The 22,965-nt window shown below is 38.2% G+C and carries 20 protein-coding genes and 1 riboswitch; of the genes, 17 read left to right on the forward strand and 3 right to left on the reverse strand.

Annotated features, from left to right (window positions below; translation table 11 throughout):
- Nucleotides 1–110: 110 nt before the first annotated feature.
- The 15 genes from G8Y85_RS11455 to G8Y85_RS11525 all read left to right on the forward strand — a co-directional run bounded on the left by G8Y85_RS11455 (nt 111) and on the right by G8Y85_RS11525 (nt 17,660).
- Nucleotides 111–1,178 (forward strand): DsrE/DsrF/DrsH-like family protein, encoded by a 1,068-nt coding sequence (locus G8Y85_RS11455; protein ID WP_165805863.1) that lies wholly within the window; start codon nt 111–113, stop codon nt 1,176–1,178.
- Nucleotides 1,179–1,189: 11 nt separating this feature from the next.
- Entirely contained in the window at nt 1,190–2,533 is a 1,344-nt protein-coding gene (cstB, locus tag G8Y85_RS11460) for a persulfide dioxygenase-sulfurtransferase CstB (RefSeq protein WP_165805864.1), read from the forward strand.
- A 136-nt stretch (nt 2,534–2,669) separates the two neighbouring features.
- Nucleotides 2,670–3,641: a LacI family DNA-binding transcriptional regulator gene (locus tag G8Y85_RS11465; protein ID WP_165805865.1), complete on the forward strand. Its 972-nt coding sequence runs from the start codon at nt 2,670–2,672 to the stop codon at nt 3,639–3,641.
- Nucleotides 3,638–4,519 carry a ribokinase gene (rbsK, locus tag G8Y85_RS11470; RefSeq protein ID WP_107401038.1) on the forward strand — a complete coding sequence of 294 codons (882 nt, stop codon included), beginning with the start codon at nt 3,638–3,640 and terminating at the stop codon, nt 4,517–4,519. The genes G8Y85_RS11465 and rbsK overlap by 4 nt, the downstream gene beginning before the upstream one ends.
- Entirely contained in the window at nt 4,512–4,901 is a 390-nt protein-coding gene (rbsD, locus tag G8Y85_RS11475) for a D-ribose pyranase (protein ID WP_165805905.1), read from the forward strand. The genes rbsK and rbsD overlap by 8 nt, the downstream gene beginning before the upstream one ends.
- A 12-nt stretch (nt 4,902–4,913) precedes the next feature.
- Nucleotides 4,914–6,410 (forward strand): sugar ABC transporter ATP-binding protein, encoded by a 1,497-nt coding sequence (locus tag G8Y85_RS11480; protein ID WP_165805866.1) that lies wholly within the window; start codon nt 4,914–4,916, stop codon nt 6,408–6,410.
- Nucleotides 6,391–7,329 (forward strand): ABC transporter permease subunit, encoded by a 939-nt coding sequence (locus G8Y85_RS11485; protein WP_165805867.1) that lies wholly within the window; start codon nt 6,391–6,393, stop codon nt 7,327–7,329. Before G8Y85_RS11480 ends, G8Y85_RS11485 begins: the two co-directional genes overlap by 20 nt.
- A 19-nt stretch (nt 7,330–7,348) precedes the next feature.
- Entirely contained in the window at nt 7,349–8,263 is a 915-nt protein-coding gene (locus tag G8Y85_RS11490) for a D-ribose ABC transporter substrate-binding protein (protein ID WP_107401036.1), read from the forward strand.
- A gap of 887 nt (nt 8,264–9,150) precedes the next feature.
- Nucleotides 9,151–9,615: a peptide-methionine (S)-S-oxide reductase gene (locus G8Y85_RS11495; RefSeq protein ID WP_165805868.1), complete on the forward strand. Its 465-nt coding sequence runs from the start codon at nt 9,151–9,153 to the stop codon at nt 9,613–9,615.
- A 51-nt stretch (nt 9,616–9,666) separates the two neighbouring features.
- Nucleotides 9,667–11,670: a cation:proton antiporter gene (locus tag G8Y85_RS11500; RefSeq protein ID WP_060551975.1), complete on the forward strand. Its 2,004-nt coding sequence runs from the start codon at nt 9,667–9,669 to the stop codon at nt 11,668–11,670.
- A 427-nt stretch (nt 11,671–12,097) separates the two neighbouring features.
- On the forward strand, nt 12,098–13,477 hold the full coding sequence (locus G8Y85_RS11505; protein ID WP_037565736.1) for a YjiH family protein: 1,380 nt from the start codon (nt 12,098–12,100) through the stop codon (nt 13,475–13,477).
- A 147-nt stretch (nt 13,478–13,624) separates the two neighbouring features.
- Nucleotides 13,625–15,577: a BglG family transcription antiterminator gene (locus G8Y85_RS11510; protein WP_165805869.1), complete on the forward strand. Its 1,953-nt coding sequence runs from the start codon at nt 13,625–13,627 to the stop codon at nt 15,575–15,577.
- Entirely contained in the window at nt 15,568–16,011 is a 444-nt protein-coding gene (locus tag G8Y85_RS11515) for a PTS sugar transporter subunit IIA (RefSeq protein WP_107401027.1), read from the forward strand. The genes G8Y85_RS11510 and G8Y85_RS11515 overlap by 10 nt, the downstream gene beginning before the upstream one ends.
- A 1-nt stretch (nt 16,012) precedes the next feature.
- Nucleotides 16,013–16,297 (forward strand): PTS sugar transporter subunit IIB, encoded by a 285-nt coding sequence (locus G8Y85_RS11520; RefSeq protein ID WP_037565744.1) that lies wholly within the window; start codon nt 16,013–16,015, stop codon nt 16,295–16,297.
- A 16-nt stretch (nt 16,298–16,313) separates the two neighbouring features.
- Nucleotides 16,314–17,660: a PTS ascorbate transporter subunit IIC gene (locus G8Y85_RS11525; RefSeq protein ID WP_165805870.1), complete on the forward strand. Its 1,347-nt coding sequence runs from the start codon at nt 16,314–16,316 to the stop codon at nt 17,658–17,660.
- A 155-nt stretch (nt 17,661–17,815) separates the two neighbouring features.
- On the opposite strand, the gene G8Y85_RS11530 is transcribed toward G8Y85_RS11525, so the two are convergent.
- The 3 genes from G8Y85_RS11530 to G8Y85_RS11540 are packed head-to-tail and all read right to left on the reverse strand — an operon-like array spanning nt 17,816 to nt 21,029.
- Entirely contained in the window at nt 17,816–19,012 is a 1,197-nt protein-coding gene (locus tag G8Y85_RS11530; RefSeq protein WP_165805871.1) for a NupC/NupG family nucleoside CNT transporter, read from the reverse strand.
- A gap of 9 nt (nt 19,013–19,021) precedes the next feature.
- Nucleotides 19,022–19,933, reverse strand: a complete 912-nt coding sequence (locus G8Y85_RS11535; protein WP_060551945.1) for a pseudouridine-5'-phosphate glycosidase — start codon at nt 19,931–19,933, stop codon at nt 19,022–19,024.
- Entirely contained in the window at nt 19,917–21,029 is a 1,113-nt protein-coding gene (locus G8Y85_RS11540) for a carbohydrate kinase (RefSeq protein WP_415410171.1), read from the reverse strand. The genes G8Y85_RS11535 and G8Y85_RS11540 overlap by 17 nt, the downstream gene beginning before the upstream one ends.
- Nucleotides 21,030–21,272: 243 nt before the next feature.
- Nucleotides 21,273–21,370, forward strand: a riboswitch (SAM riboswitch).
- A gap of 58 nt (nt 21,371–21,428) precedes the next feature.
- Between G8Y85_RS11540 and G8Y85_RS11545 the strand changes: the two genes are divergently transcribed.
- Both G8Y85_RS11545 and G8Y85_RS11550 read left to right on the forward strand, forming a co-directional pair.
- Nucleotides 21,429–22,709, forward strand: coding sequence for an O-acetylhomoserine aminocarboxypropyltransferase/cysteine synthase family protein (locus G8Y85_RS11545; protein WP_165805872.1), 1,281 nt, complete (start codon nt 21,429–21,431; stop codon nt 22,707–22,709).
- Between the two features lie 13 nt (nt 22,710–22,722).
- Nucleotides 22,723–22,887 carry a hypothetical protein gene (locus G8Y85_RS11550; RefSeq protein WP_156407415.1) on the forward strand — a complete coding sequence of 55 codons (165 nt, stop codon included), beginning with the start codon at nt 22,723–22,725 and terminating at the stop codon, nt 22,885–22,887.
- Nucleotides 22,888–22,965 lie beyond the last annotated feature (78 nt).

The following is a 22,965-nucleotide window of genomic DNA, read 5'->3' on the forward strand; positions in this document are numbered from 1 at the left end:
ACTCAAGGATAAAGGGGAAAGTGAAGTTTGTCAAATACCCTATATGGTATTTGACTTTTGTATCGTTCTGTTTTATCATACCCCTAAAGGTATTGTGGAGGAGGAATAAAATGCCGAACTTTAAAACACAACATATTACTGATTGGACACGAAATGAACTTGAAACATTGGCGAAAAACCACCAACTTATAGATGTAAGAACAGCGGAAGAGTATGAACTCGGACATGTACAAGGGGCGTTGTTGCACCCGGTACAACAAATCGAAACGTTCGATTTACCAAACGATCGTACGTATTATATTTATTGTCGTAGTGGCCGCCGTAGTCATAATGCAGCTGAAGTATTAACGACTAAAGGGTATGAGGTCGTGAACTTAGATGGAGGCTATTTAGCACTAGAAGCAGAACAAGACCCGTCGAAATCAGACGTGACGACGCCACAAAATGCATTAAAATCTGAGCGCGTGAAGCGTGATTATAGTGGACTGCAATGCCCAGGACCTATCGTTGAAATCAATAAAGAAATGATGCAAATGCCAGAAGGTACACAACTTGAAGTGACGGTTACAGACCTCGGGTTTAAACAAGATATTCAAAGTTGGGTAAAACAAAGAGGATTTACCTTAATCGCTTTAGAAGAAAAAGCTGATCATATTCATGCAGTGATTGAAAAAACTAAAGACAAAACTATGAACGTGACGCATGAAGGCGATGGTACAACGATTGTGTTATTTAGCGGTGAGTTAGACAAAGCACTTGCAGCACTCATTATCGCAAATGGCGCGAAAGCTGCAGGCCGTGACGTTAGTATTTTCTTTACATTTTGGGGACTCAACGCGCTTAAAAAAGTGAATCAAACTCCGGTAAAGAAAACAGGTATTGCGAAAATGTTTGATAAGATGTTACCAAGTCAACCTGAGTATATGCCAATTTCTAAAATGAATATGTTGGGATTAGGTAATGTCATGATGCGCTATGTCATGAAAAAGAAAAATATTGAAACGTTACCTGCATTAATCGATCAAGCAATCGAACAAGGTGTGAAATTAATCGCATGTACGATGAGTATGGATGTGATGGGCATTTCAAAAGAAGAATTAAGAGAAGAAGTGACTTATGGCGGTGTAGGTGCGTATATCGGCGATACGGAACAGGCACGACATAATCTATTTATTTAGGAGGCGGAAAGATGTTTTTCAAGCAATTTTACAATGAGTACTTATCTCAAGCATCTTACCTAATAGGATGTCAACGTACTGGCGAAGCAATGATTATTGATCCGATTCGGGATTTGTCACAGTATGTTGCACTTGCGGAACAAGAAGGTTTCAAAATTACGAAAGCAGCAGAAACACACATTCATGCGGATTATGCTTCTGGTATTCGTGAAGTGGCCAATCGATTAGACGCGATCATTTATGTGTCCAAGGAAGGTGAAGAAAGTCTTGGTTATCGCAATATGCCGGAACAGACAGTATTTGTAGGTCATCAAGATACAATTCATGTAGGTAATATTGAATTAAAAGTATTGCATACACCTGGACATACCCCAGAGAGTATCAGTTTCTTGTTGACAGATTTTGGTGGCGGCGCAACCGTACCTATGGGTCTCTTCAGTGGCGATTTTATATTTGTTGGCGATGTTGGGCGACCAGACTTACTTGAAAAAGCCGTGCAAATCGCAGGGTCTACCGAAAAAGGCGCTAATCAGATGTATGAGTCGATTCAAATGATTAAAGCATATCCAGATTATATTCAAATTTGGCCGGGGCACGGTGCGGGCAGTCCATGTGGTAAAGCGTTAGGTGCTATTCCAATGTCAACTTTAGGCTATGAAAAAATCAACAATTGGGCGTTTCAAGCTGAAGATAAGACAGCATTCATAGAGACGCTGACAACAGATCAACCGGCGCCGCCGAAACACTTTGCTGAAATGAAACGTATCAATCAATGGGGCACACAAGCATTTCAACCTTATCGCGTATATCTTGAAAATGATAAGAACACACCAGCATTCGATTTACGATCGAAAGAAGCATATCATGGCGGACATACGTTAGGGTCAATCAATGTGCCGTATAATAAACACTTTATTAATCAAATCGGTTGGTACTTGAATTACGATCAAGAAATTCAGCTGATTGGAGACTATGAAACCATTAAACAAGCCATTCAAACATTACAGCTTATTGGATTTGATCGCGTTAAAAGTTATAAAGCGCCTACATTTGAAATGGTGACTACATCAATTCATAGTGGTGACATGTCTGGTGAGGAAACCCATGTCATTGATGTACGGAATGACAAAGAATGGGCAGCCGGACATTTAAAACGTGCGTTGCATATTCCGCACGGTCAATTGTTGGAAACCGTAATAGACTTTGACAAATCAGCACCGCTTTATGTACATTGTCAATCTGGTGTCAGAAGTTCCATTGCGGTTGGAATTTTAGAACAAAAAGGCTTTCAACACATTATCAACGTTCGTGAAGGTTATAAAGCCATGCCTGAAACAATCAAAAATAACGTATAAAGATGTAATGTACTTTTTATTTAAGGTCAAGACTATCGTTTTGGCCTTATTTTTTATTGAAAAAATATAAATTTGATAAATATGTAAAAGCGTGCTAATTTATATGTAAACGTTTACACATTGATGAGGTGATCATTTGGCGACAATTAAAGAAGTCGCACAGCACGCGAAAGTGTCTGTTGCGACCGTATCACGAGCGATTAATGGCAATGGTTATGTTAAGCGAGAAACACGTGACAAAATTGATGCGGCAATCAAAAAATTGAACTATCAACCTAATGAAGTTGCACGCACATTAAATATGAAAAAATCAAAAGTGCTTGGGTTATTGTTGCCTGATATGAGCAATCCTTTTTTTACAATCGTAGCGCGAGGGGTTGAGGATAAGGCGATGGAACGGGGCTATTACATTATGATTGGTAACGGTGCTATGGATGAAACGAAAGAATTAAACTATTTATCGATGTTTCAAATGAATCAATGTAGTGGCATGATTGCTTCTCAACTTTCAACCGCTAAGGCGTTTCAAACGTTACAGGCATTCCAAACTCCATATATTCTCATTGATCGTGTGACTGAAGGTGACACATGTATTGAGGCAGATCACACGAAAGGCGGCACCTTACAAGCGAACACGATATTACGCGGTCACGCTTCTAACGTTTTACTATTACATCAAGATTTAACATTTACGTCTTTTTGTGCCCGTTTTACAGCAGCACAAGACGTATTACAACAGGCAAATGTGCATGTTGAAACGGAAGATGAAGCAGTATTAGATGTGGAAAAATTTGAATACTACATTCGTGATCGCCGTATTGATAGTGTCATTTGTAGTAACGATGTCATGGCGTTTAAAGTGATGAAATGGTTGCACAGTCTCGGGAAAGTAGTGCCGGATGATGTTCAAGTCATTGGTTATGATGATATTCCTTTTGCAGAGATGTTTTTGCCAAGTTTAACAACCGTACGTCAACCTGCTTATGAACTTGGACAACGAGCCGCAGAACAATTAATTGATCAATTAGAAGGGCGCACGTCAAAATTAGCTTCAAAGTTAGACGTGACAGTCATTCACAGACAATCAACGAGGAGGTCTCAAAAATGAAAAATATTTATGTCATTGGCAGTGTATCAATAGATTTAGTCGTATCAACAAGAGTGGTGCCTAAAAAAGGTGAAACCGTTCTCGGGGAATCGTTTTTTAGAACAACTGGGGGTAAAGGAGCCAATCAAGCTGTAGCTGCAGCACGACTCGGCGAAAATGTCCATATGATTGGGCGTATCGGCGATGATGATTTTGGTCAAGAGATTGTTGAGAATTTCAAACGTAATCAAGTGGATGTGACTCATTTGAATATCGTACCGCATATGGCTACAGGAACCGCACATATTACGTTAGCAGACAATGATAATAGTATTATTGTGGTCCCTTCCGCAAACAACGAAGTGACGTTTAGGAACATTAAAGACCAATTAGCACAACTTGAAGAAGGTGACATTGTATTACTTCAACAAGAAATTCCAGCTGACACGGTGGCAAGGGTACTCGCGTATTGTAAACAACATGGAGTAATTTCTATATTAAATCCTGCGCCATATCGTGACATCGATGAGGCGGTTATTGAAAATGCAGATTATCTTACACCTAATGAAACGGAAAGTGCTGCCTTATTTAAAGAAGATCTTGATGAAGCATTAGAACGTTATCCAAATAAACTCATCGTCACAATTGGTGATAAAGGCGCGCGTTATTTTAACGGAGAAAACCATGTGACGGTAAAAGGATTTAAGCGAGACGTTAAAGATACTACTGGCGCGGGAGACACTTTTAACGGTGCGCTCGCGGTAGGGTTGCAAAAAGGATTTGCTTTAGATAAAGCCATTGAACTTGCGAATCTTGCGGCAAGCTTTTCAGTAACTGGAATGGGCGCTCAAGGAGGTATGCCAACTTGGCAGGAGATTGAAGGTGAATTTAATGTATAAAACCGGAACTTTAAACAGTGACATTTCAATAGTGTTAAGCCAATTGGGGCATACAGATCAAATTTTGATTGCAGATTGTGGTTTGCCGATTCCTGATGATGTTAAGCGCATTGACCTCGCATTGACATTTGGGCAACCTTCATTTCGGGATGTTTACACAGAAGTGTCAAAACATATGGCGATTGAAACAGCTATCGTTGCGGAAGAAATGAAAACCCACAATGCCATATTATTTGATGATTTGAACGATGACATTCCAAATCTGAATAGTGTGTCCCATGATGAATTGAAATTACAATCGCATCACGTTAAAGCAATTATACGTACGGGTGAAGCCACACCCTATGCCAATATTATTTTACAAAGTGCGGTTTTATTTTAGGAGGAATGCGACATGATTACAATGCGTCAAATCCATAAAGCATTTGGAGAAAATAAAGTGTTACAAGGTGTCGATTTCACATTGGAAACAGGAACCGTGCATGCCTTGATGGGTGAAAATGGTGCGGGTAAATCCACCTTGATGAAAATATTAGTCGGTATGCATCAAAAAGACGAAGGGGATATACAATTTTTTGGACAATCAAAAGCGTTCAAAAATCCGAAAGAAGCGGAACAAGAAGGGGTTACATTTATACATCAAGAATTGAATATTTGGCCAGAATTAACAGTGTTAGAAAATATGTTTATCGGTAAAGAAATTAAAAATAAATTTGGCGTACTCAAAACTGCCGACATGGCACGTCAAGCGTTAGCTATTTTTGAACAATTACATTTCAATATCCCTTTACATAAAGTAGCTAAACATTGTTCTATAGGCGAACAACAAATGATCGAAATCGCTAAAGCTCTTATGACAGATGCGAAAGTCATTGTGATGGACGAACCAACGGCGACATTAACCGATAAAGAGATTTCTCAACTTTTTAATATGATACGCCGTTTAAAAGCGCAAGGCGTAGCGTTTGTCTATATTTCACATCGTATGGCTGAAATATTTGAAATTGCGGATGATATTACGGTAATGCGCGACGGGAAAACCGTATTTTTTAAACCTGTTGAAGAAACCGCTTACAACGATATTGTGAAAGCGATGGTAGGTAGAGAATTAGATGAACAATATCCAAAGCGTCAGTATCAACCTGAAGACATCATTTTAAAAGTGGCACATCTTTCTAACGAAAAGCATCAGATTAAAGATGTTTCATTCCATTTGCGGAAAGGTGAAATTTTAGGTGTGAGTGGCTTAATGGGTGCAGGACGCACAGAAATGATGCGCAGTCTTTTTGGTGTGGATAAAGGCAGTCGCCATGTAGAAATAGCGGGAAAAAGTGTTGAGATTCACTCTCCAGAAGATGCGATGAAACATGGTCTTGCACTGATTACCGAAAACCGTAAAGATGAAGGGCTCATTTTAGATTTTTCGATTCGTGACAATATGGTATTACCTTCTTTAAAAAGCTTTTCAAAATACGGCTTTGTAAAAGATAAAGATGCGAATCATTTTGTTGATTCTATGCGCAAGCGCTTAAATATTAAAACTTCACATCAACGGCCAGCATCGACGTTATCAGGAGGCAATCAACAAAAAGTTGTGTTAGCAAAATGGATAGGTACAGCGCCACGTATCATTATCTTTGATGAACCGACACGTGGGATTGACGTTGGTGCAAAAAGAGAAATTTATCAACTTATGAATGAGCTCACTGAACGGGGTGTCTCTATTATTATGATTTCATCCGAATTACCCGAAATTATCGGAATGAGTGACCGAGTGATGGTTGTTCATGAAGGCCATATCCAAGGTGACTTAACAGGTGAACGTATTACAGAAGAAAACATTATGACACTTGCGACAGGAGGAAAATTAGATGAAACAGTTAACCGCTAAAACGACGTTACTTGAAAAATTGATTCCTTTTTTAGGACTCATTTTACTCATTATCATGATTAGTGTACTCAATCCTGCATTTTTAGATTTATCCAATTTACTGAACTTACTTAGACAAATCTCTATAAATGGGTTAATTGCATTTGGGATGACGTTTGTTATTTTAACAGGGGGCATTGATTTATCCGTAGGTTCTATTTTAGCGCTCTCTTCAGCGTGTATCGCATTGATGATAACAAGTGGTGTCGATCCAATTATAGCGATAATACTTGGTGTACTGATTGGTTTTATTTTAGGTGTTGTGAACGGTCTGTTTGTGACAAAAGGCAATATGGCACCGTTTATTGCTACATTGGCAACAATGACGATATTTAGAGGATTAACGCTTGTCGTGACGGATGGTAATCCAATTACAAATTTCGGGGATAATTATTTATTTCAATTGTTTGGAAAAGGGTATTTTTTCGGGGTACCTGTCCCTGCTGTAACGATGACTATCGTTTTCATCGTGTTATTTATTTTATTACATAAAACAATTTTCGGACGTCATACGTATGCGATTGGTGGTAATGAAATTGCTTCTAAAATTTCAGGTATTAAAGTCAATCGAGTGAAAATTTTAATTTATGGTATTTCAGGATTAATGTCTGCATTAGCAGGTGCGATTTTAACTTCACGTTTGAATTCAGCTCAACCAACTGCAGGTACTGCATACGAATTAGATGCGATTGCAGCAGTTGTGTTAGGGGGGACGTCTTTAACAGGTGGAAAAGGACGTATAGTCGGAACACTGATAGGTGTACTTATCATTGGCGTTTTAAATAATGGTTTGAATTTACTAGGTGTCTCTTCCTTCTATCAACAAGTTGTTAAAGGTGTCGTCATTTTAATTGCGGTATTAATCGATCGTAAAAAATAACAGAAAGTGGGCGTCAGAAATGAAAAAAATAGTCATATTTATCGTAGCTTGTATGATAGTATTGGCAGGATGTTCATTAGAATCTCCGGTAAAAAAAGATAATAGTGGCAAAACGTCGAAGAAAAAATCCGAAATTACAATTGGTGTGAGTATTTCAACATTAAACAATCCATTCTTTGTGACGATAAAAGACAATATTGAAAAAGAAGCCAAACAACAAGGAATGAACGTAAAAGTAGTAGATGCACGTGATGACTCTGCTAAACAAACGAACGATATCGAAGACCTTGTGCAACAACAGGTGGATTACTTAATCGTCAATCCTGCAGATTCAAGTGCCATTTCAAGTGCAGTGGAATCTGCTAATCATGAAGGCATACCTGTTATTACATTAGACCGTTCCGTAGATAAGGGCGATGTCGCGTCATTTATTGCCTCTGATAATGTCGAAGGAGGTAAAATGGGCGGTCAATACATCGTGGATAAAGTAGGTAAACATGCTAAAGTGGCAGAATTAGAAGGTGTACCTGGTGCCAGTGCGACACGTGAACGTGGTAAAGGATTCCATGACATAGCTGATAAAGAATTAAATATCGTGTCGAAACAAAGTGCGAAATTTGATCGAGCGGAAGGTTTGAACGTCACTCAAAATATGATTCAAGCACATCCTGATATTAAAGCGATTTTCGCACATAATGATGAAATGGCTTTAGGTGCTATTGAAGCGATTGGGGATAAGGATATAGTTGTTGTAGGATTTGATGGTAATGAAGATGCGATGAAAGCCATTCAAAACCATAAATTAGAAGCTACTGTTGCACAACAACCCCATCTCATGGGTAAAGAAGCTGTACAAACCATTCTTAAATTAATGGATGGCAAAAAAGTAGACAAAGAAATCAAAATACCTTTAAAGTTAAAAACACAAAAATAATCAATGCGTTATGAGGGGGAACATCAATCGTTTCAATTTATGATTGTCCCAAACGCTTCGCTTTTCTAGGCGTCTTACCTCAAAATGGATTTTAGGTTGCGGCATAATGCCTCAGAAGTCTCGGCTAAGGGATCAATCACAATTCATTACATGGTCCATCACTAAAAATTAAATTTATTTATATGGATAGATATTAGCCAATAAAGTTCATGTATTATTGAATTTTGTTGGCTTATTTTTAATTATCAGAGGTGTTATGTCCCATCTCAACGCATGCACACAACAAATCCCTGACGTGACCAGACGTCAGGGATATTATTGAGGGTTTTAAAATAGGTTGAACGTATCGGCTGTTACACCGTATGTAACATACCGCATTTTTAGGAGAACCATATGTGTGTATCGCTTTTTGTCGCAATAACCACCCTATTAGGTTGACCTTATACGGGTGAGGTGGATGTTATGTAGGGGACCCAACCTACCTCTAAGGTCTTCAGATTTGGACGACGAGCGTGTGTGAGTAATTTCTGAATTACGATGCATTTTTGGAGGATGTAATGCCAGAAAAAACACAGCTCATACTTTTGAAGGGAAATGTGTTCAAAATGTAAGGGTATCATCTTGAACACTTTTAAGATAACATAATTTTTCGAGCATGTAAAATAAAAAGTTAGGTTAACCTAAAAATAATCTTGAAACGTTGTTTTATATGGGTTTATGGCGGTGATTCTAGAGAAATTTGAACGTTTTGTGAAGAAGAAATTAAAGGTTAAAACGTTGGGTATTCGAAATAATTCATATATGGATAAAATAATTTTGTTTAGAGAAATGTAGTGGGGTTGGATTGTTATGTATAATAAAATTAACACATGTTAAAGGAGATGCATATGGAAACCATTTATCTTGCTGGGGGATGTTTGTGGGGCGTACAAGCATTTGTGAAAACATTGCCTGGCGTCATTAATACTGAAGCAGGACGTGCAAATGGTGCTACTGAGTCATTAGAAGGGCCTTATGATGGATATGTCGAGTGTGTGAAAACCGAATTTGACCCGAAGCGAACTTCAGTTGAAGCACTTATGACAGCGCTATTTGATGTGATTGATCCGTATGCGATCAATCGGCAAGGAGATGACGTAGGACCGAAATATCGTACAGGAGTTTATAGTACGTGTGAAACACATCTTCAAAAGGCACGTCAGTTCATTGCAGAACGAGCGGATGCGCCTAAAATTAAAGTCGAAGTATGTGCACTTTCGCGCTATGTACCAAGCGCACCTGAACATCAAGATCGTCTAGATCACTTTCCAAATGATTACTGTCACATTCCTAAACATTTATTCAAATCATAAAAAGTGTTGGCATAAAACACAGCTTAAAATATTTTATAGGGGTGATGCACAATGCAGTTGTTAGAAGCGTATATCTTTTTTATTGTCGCAGTAATTTTAAGTTCTATTGTGAGTGTAAAGATACCTAAAGTGCCCGTAGCTTTCATACAAATTCTTTTCGGTGCGTTTCTCTTTTTAGTGCCGATTACTATCCATTTTGAATTTAGTTCAGAGGTGTTTATGCTTGCAGTAATCGCGCCCTTATTATTCGTTGAAGGGTCGAATATTCATCGTGAAAAGTTACTGCAATATATTAAACCCATTACATTAATGGCGATGGCGCTTGTTTTCGTGACAGTCATTGGTGCCGGCTTTTTCTTACACTGGGTGTGGCCTGATTTACCAATGGCAGCAGCTTTCGCAATTGCTGCTATACTGTGCCCTACCGATGCCGTCGCAGTTAAAGCAATGACGAAAGGGAAGCTGCTTCCTAAAGGGGCCATGACAATTTTAGAAGGCGAATCGTTATTGAATGACGCAGCTGGGATTATTTCTTACAAAATCGCAATCACGGCACTCATCGTACATACATTTTCAGCAGTAGAAGCAATAGAAAAATTTGTGGTATCGACGCTATTAGGTTTAATTATAGGGTTAATCATCGGAATTCTCGTAGTACGGTTGCGTATTATTTTACAAACTAAAGGGCTGAAAGATAATAACACGCTGATTTATATACAATTATTAACCCCTTTTGTCGTGTATATTGTCGCTGAATTAGTGCACGCGTCAGGTATTATTGCAGTCGTGATTGCAGGACTTATTCATGGTTTTGAACGTGAACGTCTCGTACGTGCGCAACCAGAAATCCAAATGAGCTACGGCCAAATTTGGAGCACGGTAAGCTATGCCTTAAACGGATTTGTGTTTGTGATTTTAGGCTATATCGTTCCGAGCGTGATTGTCGAAATTATTCAAAATGAACCTGAGAAATTACTCTTTTTATTAGGCGTAACAGTTATGATTGCAATTGCAATATATGTCTGTCGTTTTCTATGGGTGTATGCGTTTTTTAATACATTTTACTATCCTCAAAATACGCGTTTTTCATTTGGAAATATGACACAACCCGAACCGATGAATCGTTTGCATTATGCGTTTATTATGACGATGTGTGGTATACATGGTACGATTTCAGTTTCTCTAGCGTTAACGTTACCTGTATATTTAAGCCAACAACAATTATTCGATTTTCGGAATGATCTTATTTTTATCGCCACGATGATGGTGTTAATGAGTTTAATTATTGCTCAAGTCGTTTTACCATTCATTACGCAATCAGCAGTAATCGAACCCAATCGTGGGCTCACGTATATTGATGCGAAAATTAAAATTTTAGCTGAAGTCATTCATCGGATGAAAATGACACCTGAGGCGTGTACATTAAAATCATTTGGACCCGTTGTTCAAGAATACTATAGTGAATACATGTTTTTACTTAGAAACCAAAGTCATCGTAAAGATGCACGTGAATTCCGTAGGTTAAGTGAAATAGCTAGAGAAGTAGAACAAGAGACGTTAAGTGCACTTGTAGATGAAGGGAAAATTGACAAACAAGGATTATCACAATATCGAATTATTGTCGATAATTCTCAACAATTTAAAGAAGCAGACTTTATTGATAAAGTTAAAATGACAATTAAAATGATGGTGTTACGTTATCGCGCGCGCACAGGAAAATTAAAGAAAAACATTGATATTCCAGCGCTTGATAAAACTTTAGATCAAGTATATCGTCGCGTATCAGAACGTTTATCAAAAGAACGTAATAGTCACAATATGCTTGAAATAGGAATGATTAATACTTCATATTTTACACGTATCCATCGTCAATCACGTTTAAAACCCAAAGAACGTCAAGCGAATGAGCAGATGCGTCGTATGAAATTATATGCAGTCTATACTCAAAGAGAAGTATTAGATGAAATGGTATTAAACGGCGAGATTACTGAACATGATATTGCGGTAAGACTACGTGAAGAAATTAGTTACAATGAGATTTTAGCGGATAAATAGATCTCAAATAATTGGAATGTGTCAATGTCAAAAGGACAATGTAAGCCTTCGATATTCATTTTACGGATGAATATCGAAGGCTTTTATCGATGTTTCGAAGTATTTAAACGATCAACTCTTATCTACATTGCATCATCATCCAAATTGAATGAAAGTAAAAAATTACATATTTTCAATTTATTCAAAATGGTGCATTTGAGGCCTATTTCATGTAAAATAGAAAAGTGAAAATAAGCGTTTTAATGCATATTTATACGTAAACGTTAGGAGTTACTTTGCGCGTGAATGATACTTATACACATAAAGAAATAAATATAAACGTGTGCAATGCTATAGTTTTGGAGTATTGTGCAAAAAAAATCCCCTTTAACTATTATTTTATGGCACAATTGATGAAAGGGATTTCAAATGTAAAGGGGAGTACATTATGACGACATATCAGAAGAAAGATATCGTTCGTGGTCGCTTGAAATTTATAATCATGTCTTTAATAGGTATATTTTTATTTTTATTACCGATCGGCGTCACAAATGATAAGGGAGAGTCTGAAACTACATTACCGATTGCTTGGCTAGCAAGCACAATGAAAACAATCATTGGTGATGCGATGCCTTTTATTATTTTAGGAATCATTACATTATCAGGAATATTAACGATTTTATGTAGTACTTTATACAAAAATAGGTTGAATCCAGAACGTCAAATGGCGAAAACATTTAGCGTAGGTCCTTTATGGGTGATTGTACGGTTATTAGCAGTTGTTTTCGCATGGCTCATTTATTTAAAAGTTGGCTCAGAAGTCATTTATTCTGCAGACACAGGTGATCTTGTTTTCAGTAGTTTACTGCCAACACTTGTAACGATTTTCTTCTTTGCAGGATTATTTTTACCGTTTTTAATGTCTTACGGCCTGCTAGAATTTTTTGGACCCATTTTTAGACCTATTATGCGTCCATTATTTAAGCTACCTGGACGCTCAACAGTTATTAACTTAGCGTCGTTTTTAGGCGATGGGACGATTGGTGTGATGATTGCCAGTGAGCAGTATAATCAAGGGTATTACACGCGTCGAGAAGCAACGACCATTGCGACGATGTTTAGTGTTGTATCGATCACATTTGTCATTGTCATTGCTGAAACGATTCATTTATCTGAGCACTTTTATTACTTTTATCTGACTGTCATTTTAGCGTGCTTGGCTTGTGCCATCATTTTACCGCGTCTCTGGCCTTTGAACCGTGTACCAGATACGTTTAAAAACAATTTGAAACATGAAACGTTAAGAGAAGACAATTTAGGCAATAAAAATCCGGTCGCTTATGGCTTTGAACAAGCAACAGTTCAAGGTATGAAAGCACCTGGAGTAAAACAATTTTTCAAAGATGGTACGAAAACAGTCGTTGATATGTGGCTTGCTGTCTTACCAGTTGTTATGACGATTGGGACTATCGCTACAATTTTAGCTACATATACGCCAATATTTCGCGTATTAGGATTGCCATTTTTACCGTTATTTGAGTTGTTGCAAGTGCCATCAGCAAAAGAAGCCTCTGAAACAGTACTCATTGGTTTTGCGGATATGTTTTTACCGTCATTACTCATTGAAGGTGTTAAAGATGACTTAACACGCTTTGTTGTGGGTGCATTAAGTGTTAGTCAGTTGATTTACTTATCAGAAGTCGGTGGCGTGATCTTAGGCTCAAAAATTCCAGTGAGCTTAACGAAACTGTTTGCGATTTTCTTAATGCGTACCGTCATTGCATTACCAATCATCGCACTCATGGGTCACTTATTATTTACATTTTAAATTTATCGAAAGGTATTGAAACGAATGGGTTTCAATGCCTTTTTTAACATTCTTTAGATGTGAAGTTTTGCGGATTCTAATGAGCAATAGATTGCATATCCATTAAAGATAGAAACCGCTTACAATAACAATATAGGAGGCATGGATGTGTTAAGTAATCGACAACAACAAATTTTGACATTGCTCCTTGAAGCATCTCAATTTATGACAATCCACACACTCGCAAAAACATTTCACCTTTCTGAGAGAACCATTCAATACGATATTGAGTATATCGAGTCAATGGCGGAAACAGGTGGCTATCATATTGTTAGGCATAAAACCATGGGCATTAAAGCAATGAAAGAAACTGATGCTTCTCATGAATGGATTCAAACAGATGGGCAGGGTCATCATTTTCACTTTTCAAAAGATGAACGGCAAACCTTGTTAAAGTTAATGCTTTTAGAACATGAAAGTCCTATGAGTACAAAGCAATTAGCGGAAGAATTAAATGTGAGCCGACGCACGATACTATCGGATATTAAAGCTGTTTCAAAATGGTACAGTCATCATTATCTCACACTGACGTATATCAACAACAAAGGATACGTTGTTGAAGGCAATGAAGCCCATTATCGTCAAGCGTATGCGCAATTGTTACATGCGTATTATGACAATATGAATGATGTGATGATTGCACAATTGAATGCGACATCAGATTTGAAACAAATTCGTGAAAGTGTCATCAAGGTGCTGAAACGTGAACACTATCCATTGGTTCAAACGGCGATTGAAGGTTTGATTTTACATCTTTTAATTGCGGTAAGGCGTATGAAACAAAATAACCCTTTACCTGAACCTACTACGACGTATGTAGTTAAGAAGGATGACGTTTCCTACGCAGTAGCATCAGCAATTAAATTAGAAATTGAATCACATTTTAACATAGTTTTTCCTGATTCTGAAAGAGATGTCATGGTGCTCCATTTATTGAGCTCTAAGCGTGCAACTTTAAGTTCAACACGTGTCAATGAAGCTTATATGCATCAGACGATTGAAAAGTTTGTCGAACATATTGGCGCTGAAATGGGAGTGGCATTTTTTACGGATGGCAAACTCATTCAAGGGCTCAGTATTCATTTGTCACCTGCTTTGTATCGACTGCAAAATCATATTTATCAAGCGAATCCGTTACATGACAATATTATTCATGAATATCAAGAATTGTATGAGGTGATTGTGAAAAATATCAATATTCTTGAAGAGGCCTATCAACTGCAATTTCATGCCCATGAAATCAGTTATATCACGTTACATTTTGCCTCTAGTTTTGAACGATTGATGACACAACGCCATCACAAATTGAAAGTTGTCGTCGTATGTGGATCGGGTGTCGGAACATCACAATTACTCAATGTGAAGTTATCTCATGTTTATCCGGAATTCGACATTATAGATGCGTATTCCATCTATGACATCAGTGAAGATGAGTTAAGTGATATGAATGTAGATTTAGTGATTTCAACAGTACCGACACCGTATCAAACGATTGAAACCGTCACTATTTCTCCATTATTAACACGTGGGGACCTCGATGCTTTGAATGCCATCGTCAATGAGAGACGAGCCGCAACATTGGTTCAACCTGAAGTGCGTGGATTATCTTTATCAGATGTTTTACATACACGGGTGTTTAAAATTAACCAATCTATGTCATGTCAACAAGCGATTACTGAAAGTGTGCGTCCATTAGAACGGGATGGTGTCGTTAGTCATGACTACAAACAGGAAATTATGAATAAACTGCAGACGTTAGGCCCTTACATGGTCATTAGTCCACATATCGCTTTAATACATGGAAGCACGTCACATGTACATGGGGTAGGCATGAGTTTGATTCATTTTGAAAAAGGCATTTCATTTAAACATCCCCACTATGACCCTATCTATGTGGTGATATGTTTAGCAACGGAAAACACGAAGTTGCACTTAAAAGCGCTAAAACAGCTCACGGAATTATTAACAGATAACGATGTGCGCCAACAATTGATTGACGGTAAGTTAACGGAATTTCAACAATATGTAACACAAATGGAGGGAGAAGCAACGTGGCTTTAGATGTCTTAACTGAAGACAAAATTACGATTAGAGAGAAAGTGAATGATTGGGAAGAAGCCATTCACATCGCAGCTGAACCATTGGTGGCTCAGAATTATATTGAGCCAGGATATGTGGAAGCCATGATTGATAGTGTCAAGACGTTAGGTCCATATATTGTGATTGCGCCTAACGTAGCGATTGCGCACGCACGGCCAGATAATCATGTGAACAAAGTCGGTATAAGTTTATTAAAACTTGGTGTCCCAATAAATTTTTCAGAAAAGGGGCATGAAGCGGCTTTAGTTTTTGTTTTCTGTTCCACTGATCATACATCACATTTAACAATTTTACAGCAATTGGCACAAGTGTTAGGGGACACGCAACATATCGAAGCGTTAATGCGTGCTCAGGATAAAGCATCAATGATTACCATTTTTAAAGGAGACGATTAATATGAAAATTTTAGTTGTATGTGGTCACGGGTTAGGAAGTAGTTTTATGGTAGAAATGAATGTTCAAGAGGTTTTAAAGACGTTAAACGTTGAATCAACCATTGATGTAGAACATAGCGATATTATGACAGCAAGTCCTGAAATGGCTGATTTATTTATATGTGGACGTGACTTGGAAGAAAATGCGGCGCGTTTAGGGGATGTTTTAATACTAGATAATATTTTAGACAAGCAAGAACTTGAAGATAAATTGACAGCAAAGTTAAAAGAAATGAATAAAATTTAATGTTTGGGGTGTTCATATGAAAAGCATTCTTGATTTCATCGTTGATATTTTAAGCCAGCCAGCGATATTAGTCGCACTGATTGCGTTTATAGGTTTAATGGTTCAAAAGAAACCAGCTTCGGTTGTAACGACTGGAACGATTAAAACGCTATTAGGTTTTTTAATTTTAAGTGCAGGTGCTGGTGTCGTAGTGCAATCACTTGAACCCTTTGGAAAAATTTTCCAACATGCGTTTGGTGTTCAAGGGGTAGTACCAAATAACGAAGCGATTATTTCAATCGCATTAGAAAAATATGGCACAACTGCCGCATTAATTATGGTGTTTGGCATGTTAGTGAACATATTCATCGCACGTTTTACGAATTTAAAATATATTTTCCTTACTGGGCATCACACATTTTATATGGCTGCCTTTTTAGCGATTATTTTAACGGTAGGTAAAGTCAATAACACACTAACAATTGTGATAGGTGCGGTGATTTTAGGTTTAATCATGTCTGTCTTTCCAGCGCTCGCTCAACCCACGATGCGTAAAATCACGGGAAATGATCAAGTAGCACTTGGACATTTTGGAACAGTGAGTTATTGGGCTGCAGGTGAAATTGGTAAGTTGTTTAAAGGGAAATCTAAATCAACGGAAGATATTCAGTTTCCAAAAGGCTTAAGTTTTTTACGCGAAAGTACAATTAGTATTTCGATTACGATGGTTCTGTTGTACCTCATTGCGTCTCTTTTTGCGGGTGTAGACTATGTCCATAAAACGATAAGCCATGACCAAAACTTTATTGTCTTTTCATTGATTCAAGGGGTCACATTTGCGGCAGGAGTCTTTATTATTTTAACAGGCGTTCGCCTTATTCTGGCAGAAATTGTACCTGCTTTCAAAGGGATTTCTGAAAAATTGGTTCCCAACTCTAAGCCAGCCTTAGACTGTCCGATTGTTTTCCCTTATGCGCAAAATGCAGTGTTAATTGGGTTTTTCGTTAGCTTTTTAACAGGCGTGTTCGGCATGTTTGTGATGTTTCTACTTGGTGGGGTTGTCATTCTTCCGGGCGTTGTGCCACACTTTTTCTTAGGTGCAGCTTCAGGCGTATTTGGGAATGCGCGTGGTGGTATTAAAGGTGCCGTTTTTGGCGCGATGATGAATGGTGTGTTGATTACATTCTTACCATTATTATTCTTGCCATTTTTAGGCGATTTAGGCTTAGCATCCACGACGTTCTCAGATACAGACTTCTTAGTGGTAGGAATTGTTTTTGGAAATATCGTTAAAACATTAGGTGTTGTGGGTGTGGGTATTGCGATCATCATCGTTGCAGCAGTCGCGATATTCTTGCAAAAAAGTAGTAATAAAGCACTTTAAACTATAAAATTTCTAAATTGATAGCTGCGTCGTTCTAACATCGTGGCGGACACGTATACACAGTAAAGCCTTCAATATGCATTATAAAATGTATGTTGAAGGCTATTATTAAGTCTATATAAAGATGTGTATGATAGCATGACGACGTGAGGTTTCTACAGTACTAACCCTACCATGGCAGCAGAAATGATAGAAGCTAGAGTGGCACCGAGTAATAATTTTAAAGCGAAGGCTGCCACTTTATTGCCTTGCTCACCACTGATGCCTTTGATAGCCCCTACAATGATACCTACAGTGCCAAAGTTGGCAAAGCTGACCAAGTACACTGAAATAATCCCTACCGTACGGTCACTTAAATCTTTCGCCATATCTTTAAAATCTAGCATCGCTACAAACTCATTTGTGATTAATTTTGTTGCCATAACGGACCCTGCTTGGACAGCTTCACTCCATGGGACACCTATAATGAAGGCGATAGGCGCAAAAATGTATCCTATCAGCTGTTTAAAGTTTAGCCCTACAGCGCTGAAAATGACATTAATCGCTTCCATTAATGAAATGAAGGCTAACAACATAATGGCAACTGTAATCGCAATTTTAAAACCATCTATCGCACTGTCGCCAATCATTTGGAAAAATGGTGTCCGTGATTGGCGCTTTGTAGGTGTTTCAGTAAGGTTTTCAATTTCCACATCTGCATCGTTCGCTTCATATGGATTAATGACACTCGCAATGATGAGTGCACTAAAAATGTTTAACATCACTGCGGTTACGACATACTTTGGTTCTATCATTTGCATATACGAGCCTAACATGGCCATGCTTACAGCACTCATTGCGGAAGTGGTAATTGTGTATAATTTGGCTTTGGAAAGTTTCGGTATAAGGTCTTTAATCGTTAAAAAGACCTCTGGTTGTCCCAACATACTTGTTGAGATGGCAAAATAACTTTCTAAGCGACCCATTCGCGTGATTTTATTAATGACCAAACCAACGTATTTAATAATAAATGGTAGGATTTTGAAGTAATTTAAAATACCTATTAATACAGATATAAAAACTAAAGGGAGTAAGACGTGCATAAAAAATGTAAAGCCGCCTTTATTTTCTAAATCACCAAATACAAAATCGATGCCTGCTTTACTGATGTTCATTAACCCTTCAAAAAATTTACCGAGTGCTGTTAAGATATTGAGACCGATAGACGTGTTCATCATAAACAAAATCAGTAAGACTTGAATGACAAGCATAATGAGCGTCTTTTTAAAATCAATATGTTTGCGATCAAAACTGACGATATAGGCGATAAATAATGCAAATACCACCCCTGTCATCGTAAATAGTATGGACATAAACATCACCTACAATTTAGAATATGATACTGCGATTTGGGCGCCAACGACTGCATTATTTTCGACAAGTTTAATATTTGTTGCAAGGGACTTACCATCCGTTTTTTCAACAATTTTACTTAATAAAAACGGTGTAGAATCTTTACCGTGAATGCCTTTTTGTTCGGCCTCTTTCACAGCGTCATTAATAATTGTATCGATATACGCTTTGTCTAATTGATCAGCTTCAGGAACAGGATTTGCGATTACCATGCCACCTTCAAGTTGGAGATCATGTTTCACTTTACAAATCGAAGCGATGTCATCGACATGATTTGCCGTTGAATTTAATTTGACACCGCTTTTGCGTGTGAAAAAGGCTGGAAGTTCTTCAGTTTGATAGCCAATCACAGGAACACCTTTTGTTTCAAGATACTCCATCGTTTTGGGCAAATCTAAAATCGATTTGGCTCCAGCACAAATAACAGTGACATCTGTTTTTGAAAGTTCATCTAAATCAGCAGAAATATCCATCGTTTCTTCAGAACCACGGTGTACGCCTCCAATGCCACCTGTCACAAAAAACTTAATATCTGCGAGCGCTGCACATATCATTGTAGAAGCCACTGTTGTCGCACCGATTCTTTTTTGTGCAATAACTTCTGCTAAATCACGACGCGATACTTTTGCGACATTATCACTTTTCGCGAGTAATTCTAACTCATTGTCCTCTAAACCGATTTTGATCTTGCCATCTATTAATGCGATTGTTGCAGGTACAGCCCCATGGTCACGAATGATTTGTTCTACATTCTTCGCCATTTGTACATTTTGTGGGTAAGGCATCCCATGAGAGATAATCGTCGACTCTAGGGCTACGATAGGTTGGTGATTTGATTTGGCATTTTCAACTTCTTGAGACAATTCAATGTATTGTTTCATTTTGATATTCCTCCATATCTCGTAATAACTGTTTTTTATCTAAATTTTGTCGTACAGTGTATTTTGTTTCGATGGTTTTACGGGCATTTACTAAGCCAGCAATTAACGTGTCTTCAATATCGAATCCTTTTAACCAACTAAAAATGACCGCACTCGTAAACGCATCTCCAGCACCCGTCACGTCTTCAACTTGTTTTGAAGGTACAATGTCTTTAATGATGCTTTCTGTTGGACTGCTATAGATGAGCGCTTTTGTACCATTCGTAATAATCACGTGACTAATGCCGAGATCATTTAATTGTTTGGCAGCGCGTTTTAAATCTTCAGTATCATTAATGGTCATCTTTAAAAATGTTTCCGTTTCATCACGATTAATAATAAGCCAGTCAATCGCATGTAAAGAATCGGGCATGTTTATCATTTTCGGTGACGACACTGGTATGACGACGAGTTTGATGTGATGTTTTTCACTGTAGGCACATAAGAAATCAAGTGAATCTTTGGGCAGATTAAGATCGACAATGATACATTTAGCTTTCCGCAGTAAGTGTGTACGCTTAATTAAAAACTCAGGCGTGATTTCTTTATACACTTCCATATCTGCAAGTCCATACTCCATATTGCCATCCTTATCGATTAGTGCCGTATACGATCCTGTATTTGCGTTTTCAACTTGTTGAACGTGGTCAAGACTCATAAAGGGGCTAGATAAATGTTTGATCATGTCCCATTCACTGTCGTTGCCACTGGCCGAAAGAATTGCGACGTTGTCTCCTAAACGCCCCAGGTTTTCAGCAATGTTTCGGGCGACACCTCCAACGGAACGTGTCGATGTGACCGGATTTGAAGTTCCTTGTTGTAGTGCTTGATTGACATAAAACTTACGGTCAAGATTTGTCGCACCTATACAGACGATAGGAAAATCATCATTGAGCACATACGCTTTACCAAGTACATATTCTTTTCGTATAAGGCCAGAGATAATGTTGGCAACGGCAGGGCGAGAGAGACCAACAGCTTTGGCTAACTCCTGTTGAGAGATGAACGGATTGTCTTGAATACGTTCAAGAATCAATTTTTCATTTTTGTTCAACATGGCACCTCCTAATAAACAAAAGTTTGAAAATTAAACTTTTGTTTAGATTAACAAATAGGCACAGAAATGTAAACGCTTTCACAAAGCTGTTCATAAAGTTTACAAATTTCTTTTTTTGTTACAGGCGTCAAATTTACATTTTATCAAAAGCGAATGATGCAGATGCACAGTTTTTATCAGAGTTATCTGAATTTTTTGTTGACTTCGATAAATGAGTATAATACACTAGTTTTAATTTCATAACACTTATCCAGAATGGTGGAGGGACAGGCCCTACGAAGCCAGGCAACCTTTTAAGTTAGGTGCTAATTCCTGCAGGTGTGAAACCTGAGAGATGAGTCTGATTACGTCACGTCTATCTTTCAAGGTAGGCTTTTTTAATTTTTAGGGGGAATAAAGATGACACACGATTACCGATTTGAGACGCGACAATTGCACGCAGGACAAGAAGTGGATGCAGCAACGAATGCACGCGCAGTGCCGATTTATCAAACGACCTCATTTAATTTTAATGACACGGATCACGCGGCCAATTTATTTGGATTGGAAGAGTTGGGGAATATTTATACCCGGCTCATGAATCCTACTACTGCTGTATTTGAAACACGAGTGGCTGAGCTTGAAGGTGGGATTGCAAGTGTGGCGGTTGCTTCGGGAATGGCAGCAATCACGTATGCGATTCAATCTGTCGCACATGCAGGTGACCATATTATCGCGTGTGAAACGTTATACGGAGGCACGCACACTTTATTGACGCATACGTTACCTAAATTTGGGATAGAGGTAACACTTGTCGATACGAAAGACCCACAAAATGTAACTGCGGCCATTAAAGCGAATACAAAGGCACTATTTGTTGAAACCATTGGCAACCCTGAAGGCAACATAGAAGATTTTGAAAAACTAAGTGCAATCACTAAAGCACATGGTATTCCTCTAATCGTGGATAATACGTTTGCATCACCGTATCTCTTTAGACCGATTGAATACGGCGCAAATATCGTTGTTCATTCTGCGACCAAATTTATCGGGGGCCATGGGACATCAATGGGTGGCGTCATTGTAGATGGTGGAAACTTCGACTGGAATAATGGTAAGTTTCCTGGATTGAGTGAACCTGATCCATCGTATCATGGCATCATCTTTAGCGAAAAGTTTGGTGACGCTGCAGTGGCCTTTAAAATTCGCACGACATTATTACGTGATACAGGTGCCGCATTGTCACCCTTTAACGCATTTCAATTAACACAAGGGTTAGAAACATTGTCGTTGCGTATGGAACGTCATGTTGAAAATGCGGAAAAAGTTGCGCATTATTTGTCGAAACATGCTAAAGTGGCGTGGGTAAAATATGCGGGACTTGAAACGAGTCCATATTACGACCTTAAAACAAAGTATTTGCCTCATGGTGCTGGAGCTGTATTTACATTTGGTGTCAAAGGTGGATATGAGGCAGGAAAACAATTTATAGAAGCGTTAGAGTTATTTTCGTTACTTGCCAATGTAGGAGATGCCAAATCATTAGTCATCCATCCAGCTTCCACGACCCATCAACAATTAACCGTTGAAGAACAAGCGGCAGCAGGGATTGCGCCAGAGACGATTCGTTTATCTATTGGCCTTGAACATATTGATGATATTTTAAACGATTTGGCAAAAGGTTTTGCTGCGATTAAATAAATGGGGGATCTGTGTGACATCGATACAAAAACAAACATTAGAAACGTTGAAAGCCAAAAAAGAAGAATGGCAAGCATATGTGCCAATTAATAAAGCGGCGCACATGATGAAAGAAGCGAAGATTAAAGAATATGAAGCAGCCATTCAACTAAAGTTGAAAACAGAGGAATCTTATTAAAAGTGGGGTGTGCACCCAATTTTAATAAGGGTACAGACAAAGTATAAACAAATCATTCGTCATCAACCCAAAACTTCA

This window comes from Staphylococcus sp. 11007852 (genome assembly GCF_011394325.1).
GTDB lineage: Bacteria > Bacillota > Bacilli > Staphylococcales > Staphylococcaceae > Staphylococcus > Staphylococcus agnetis.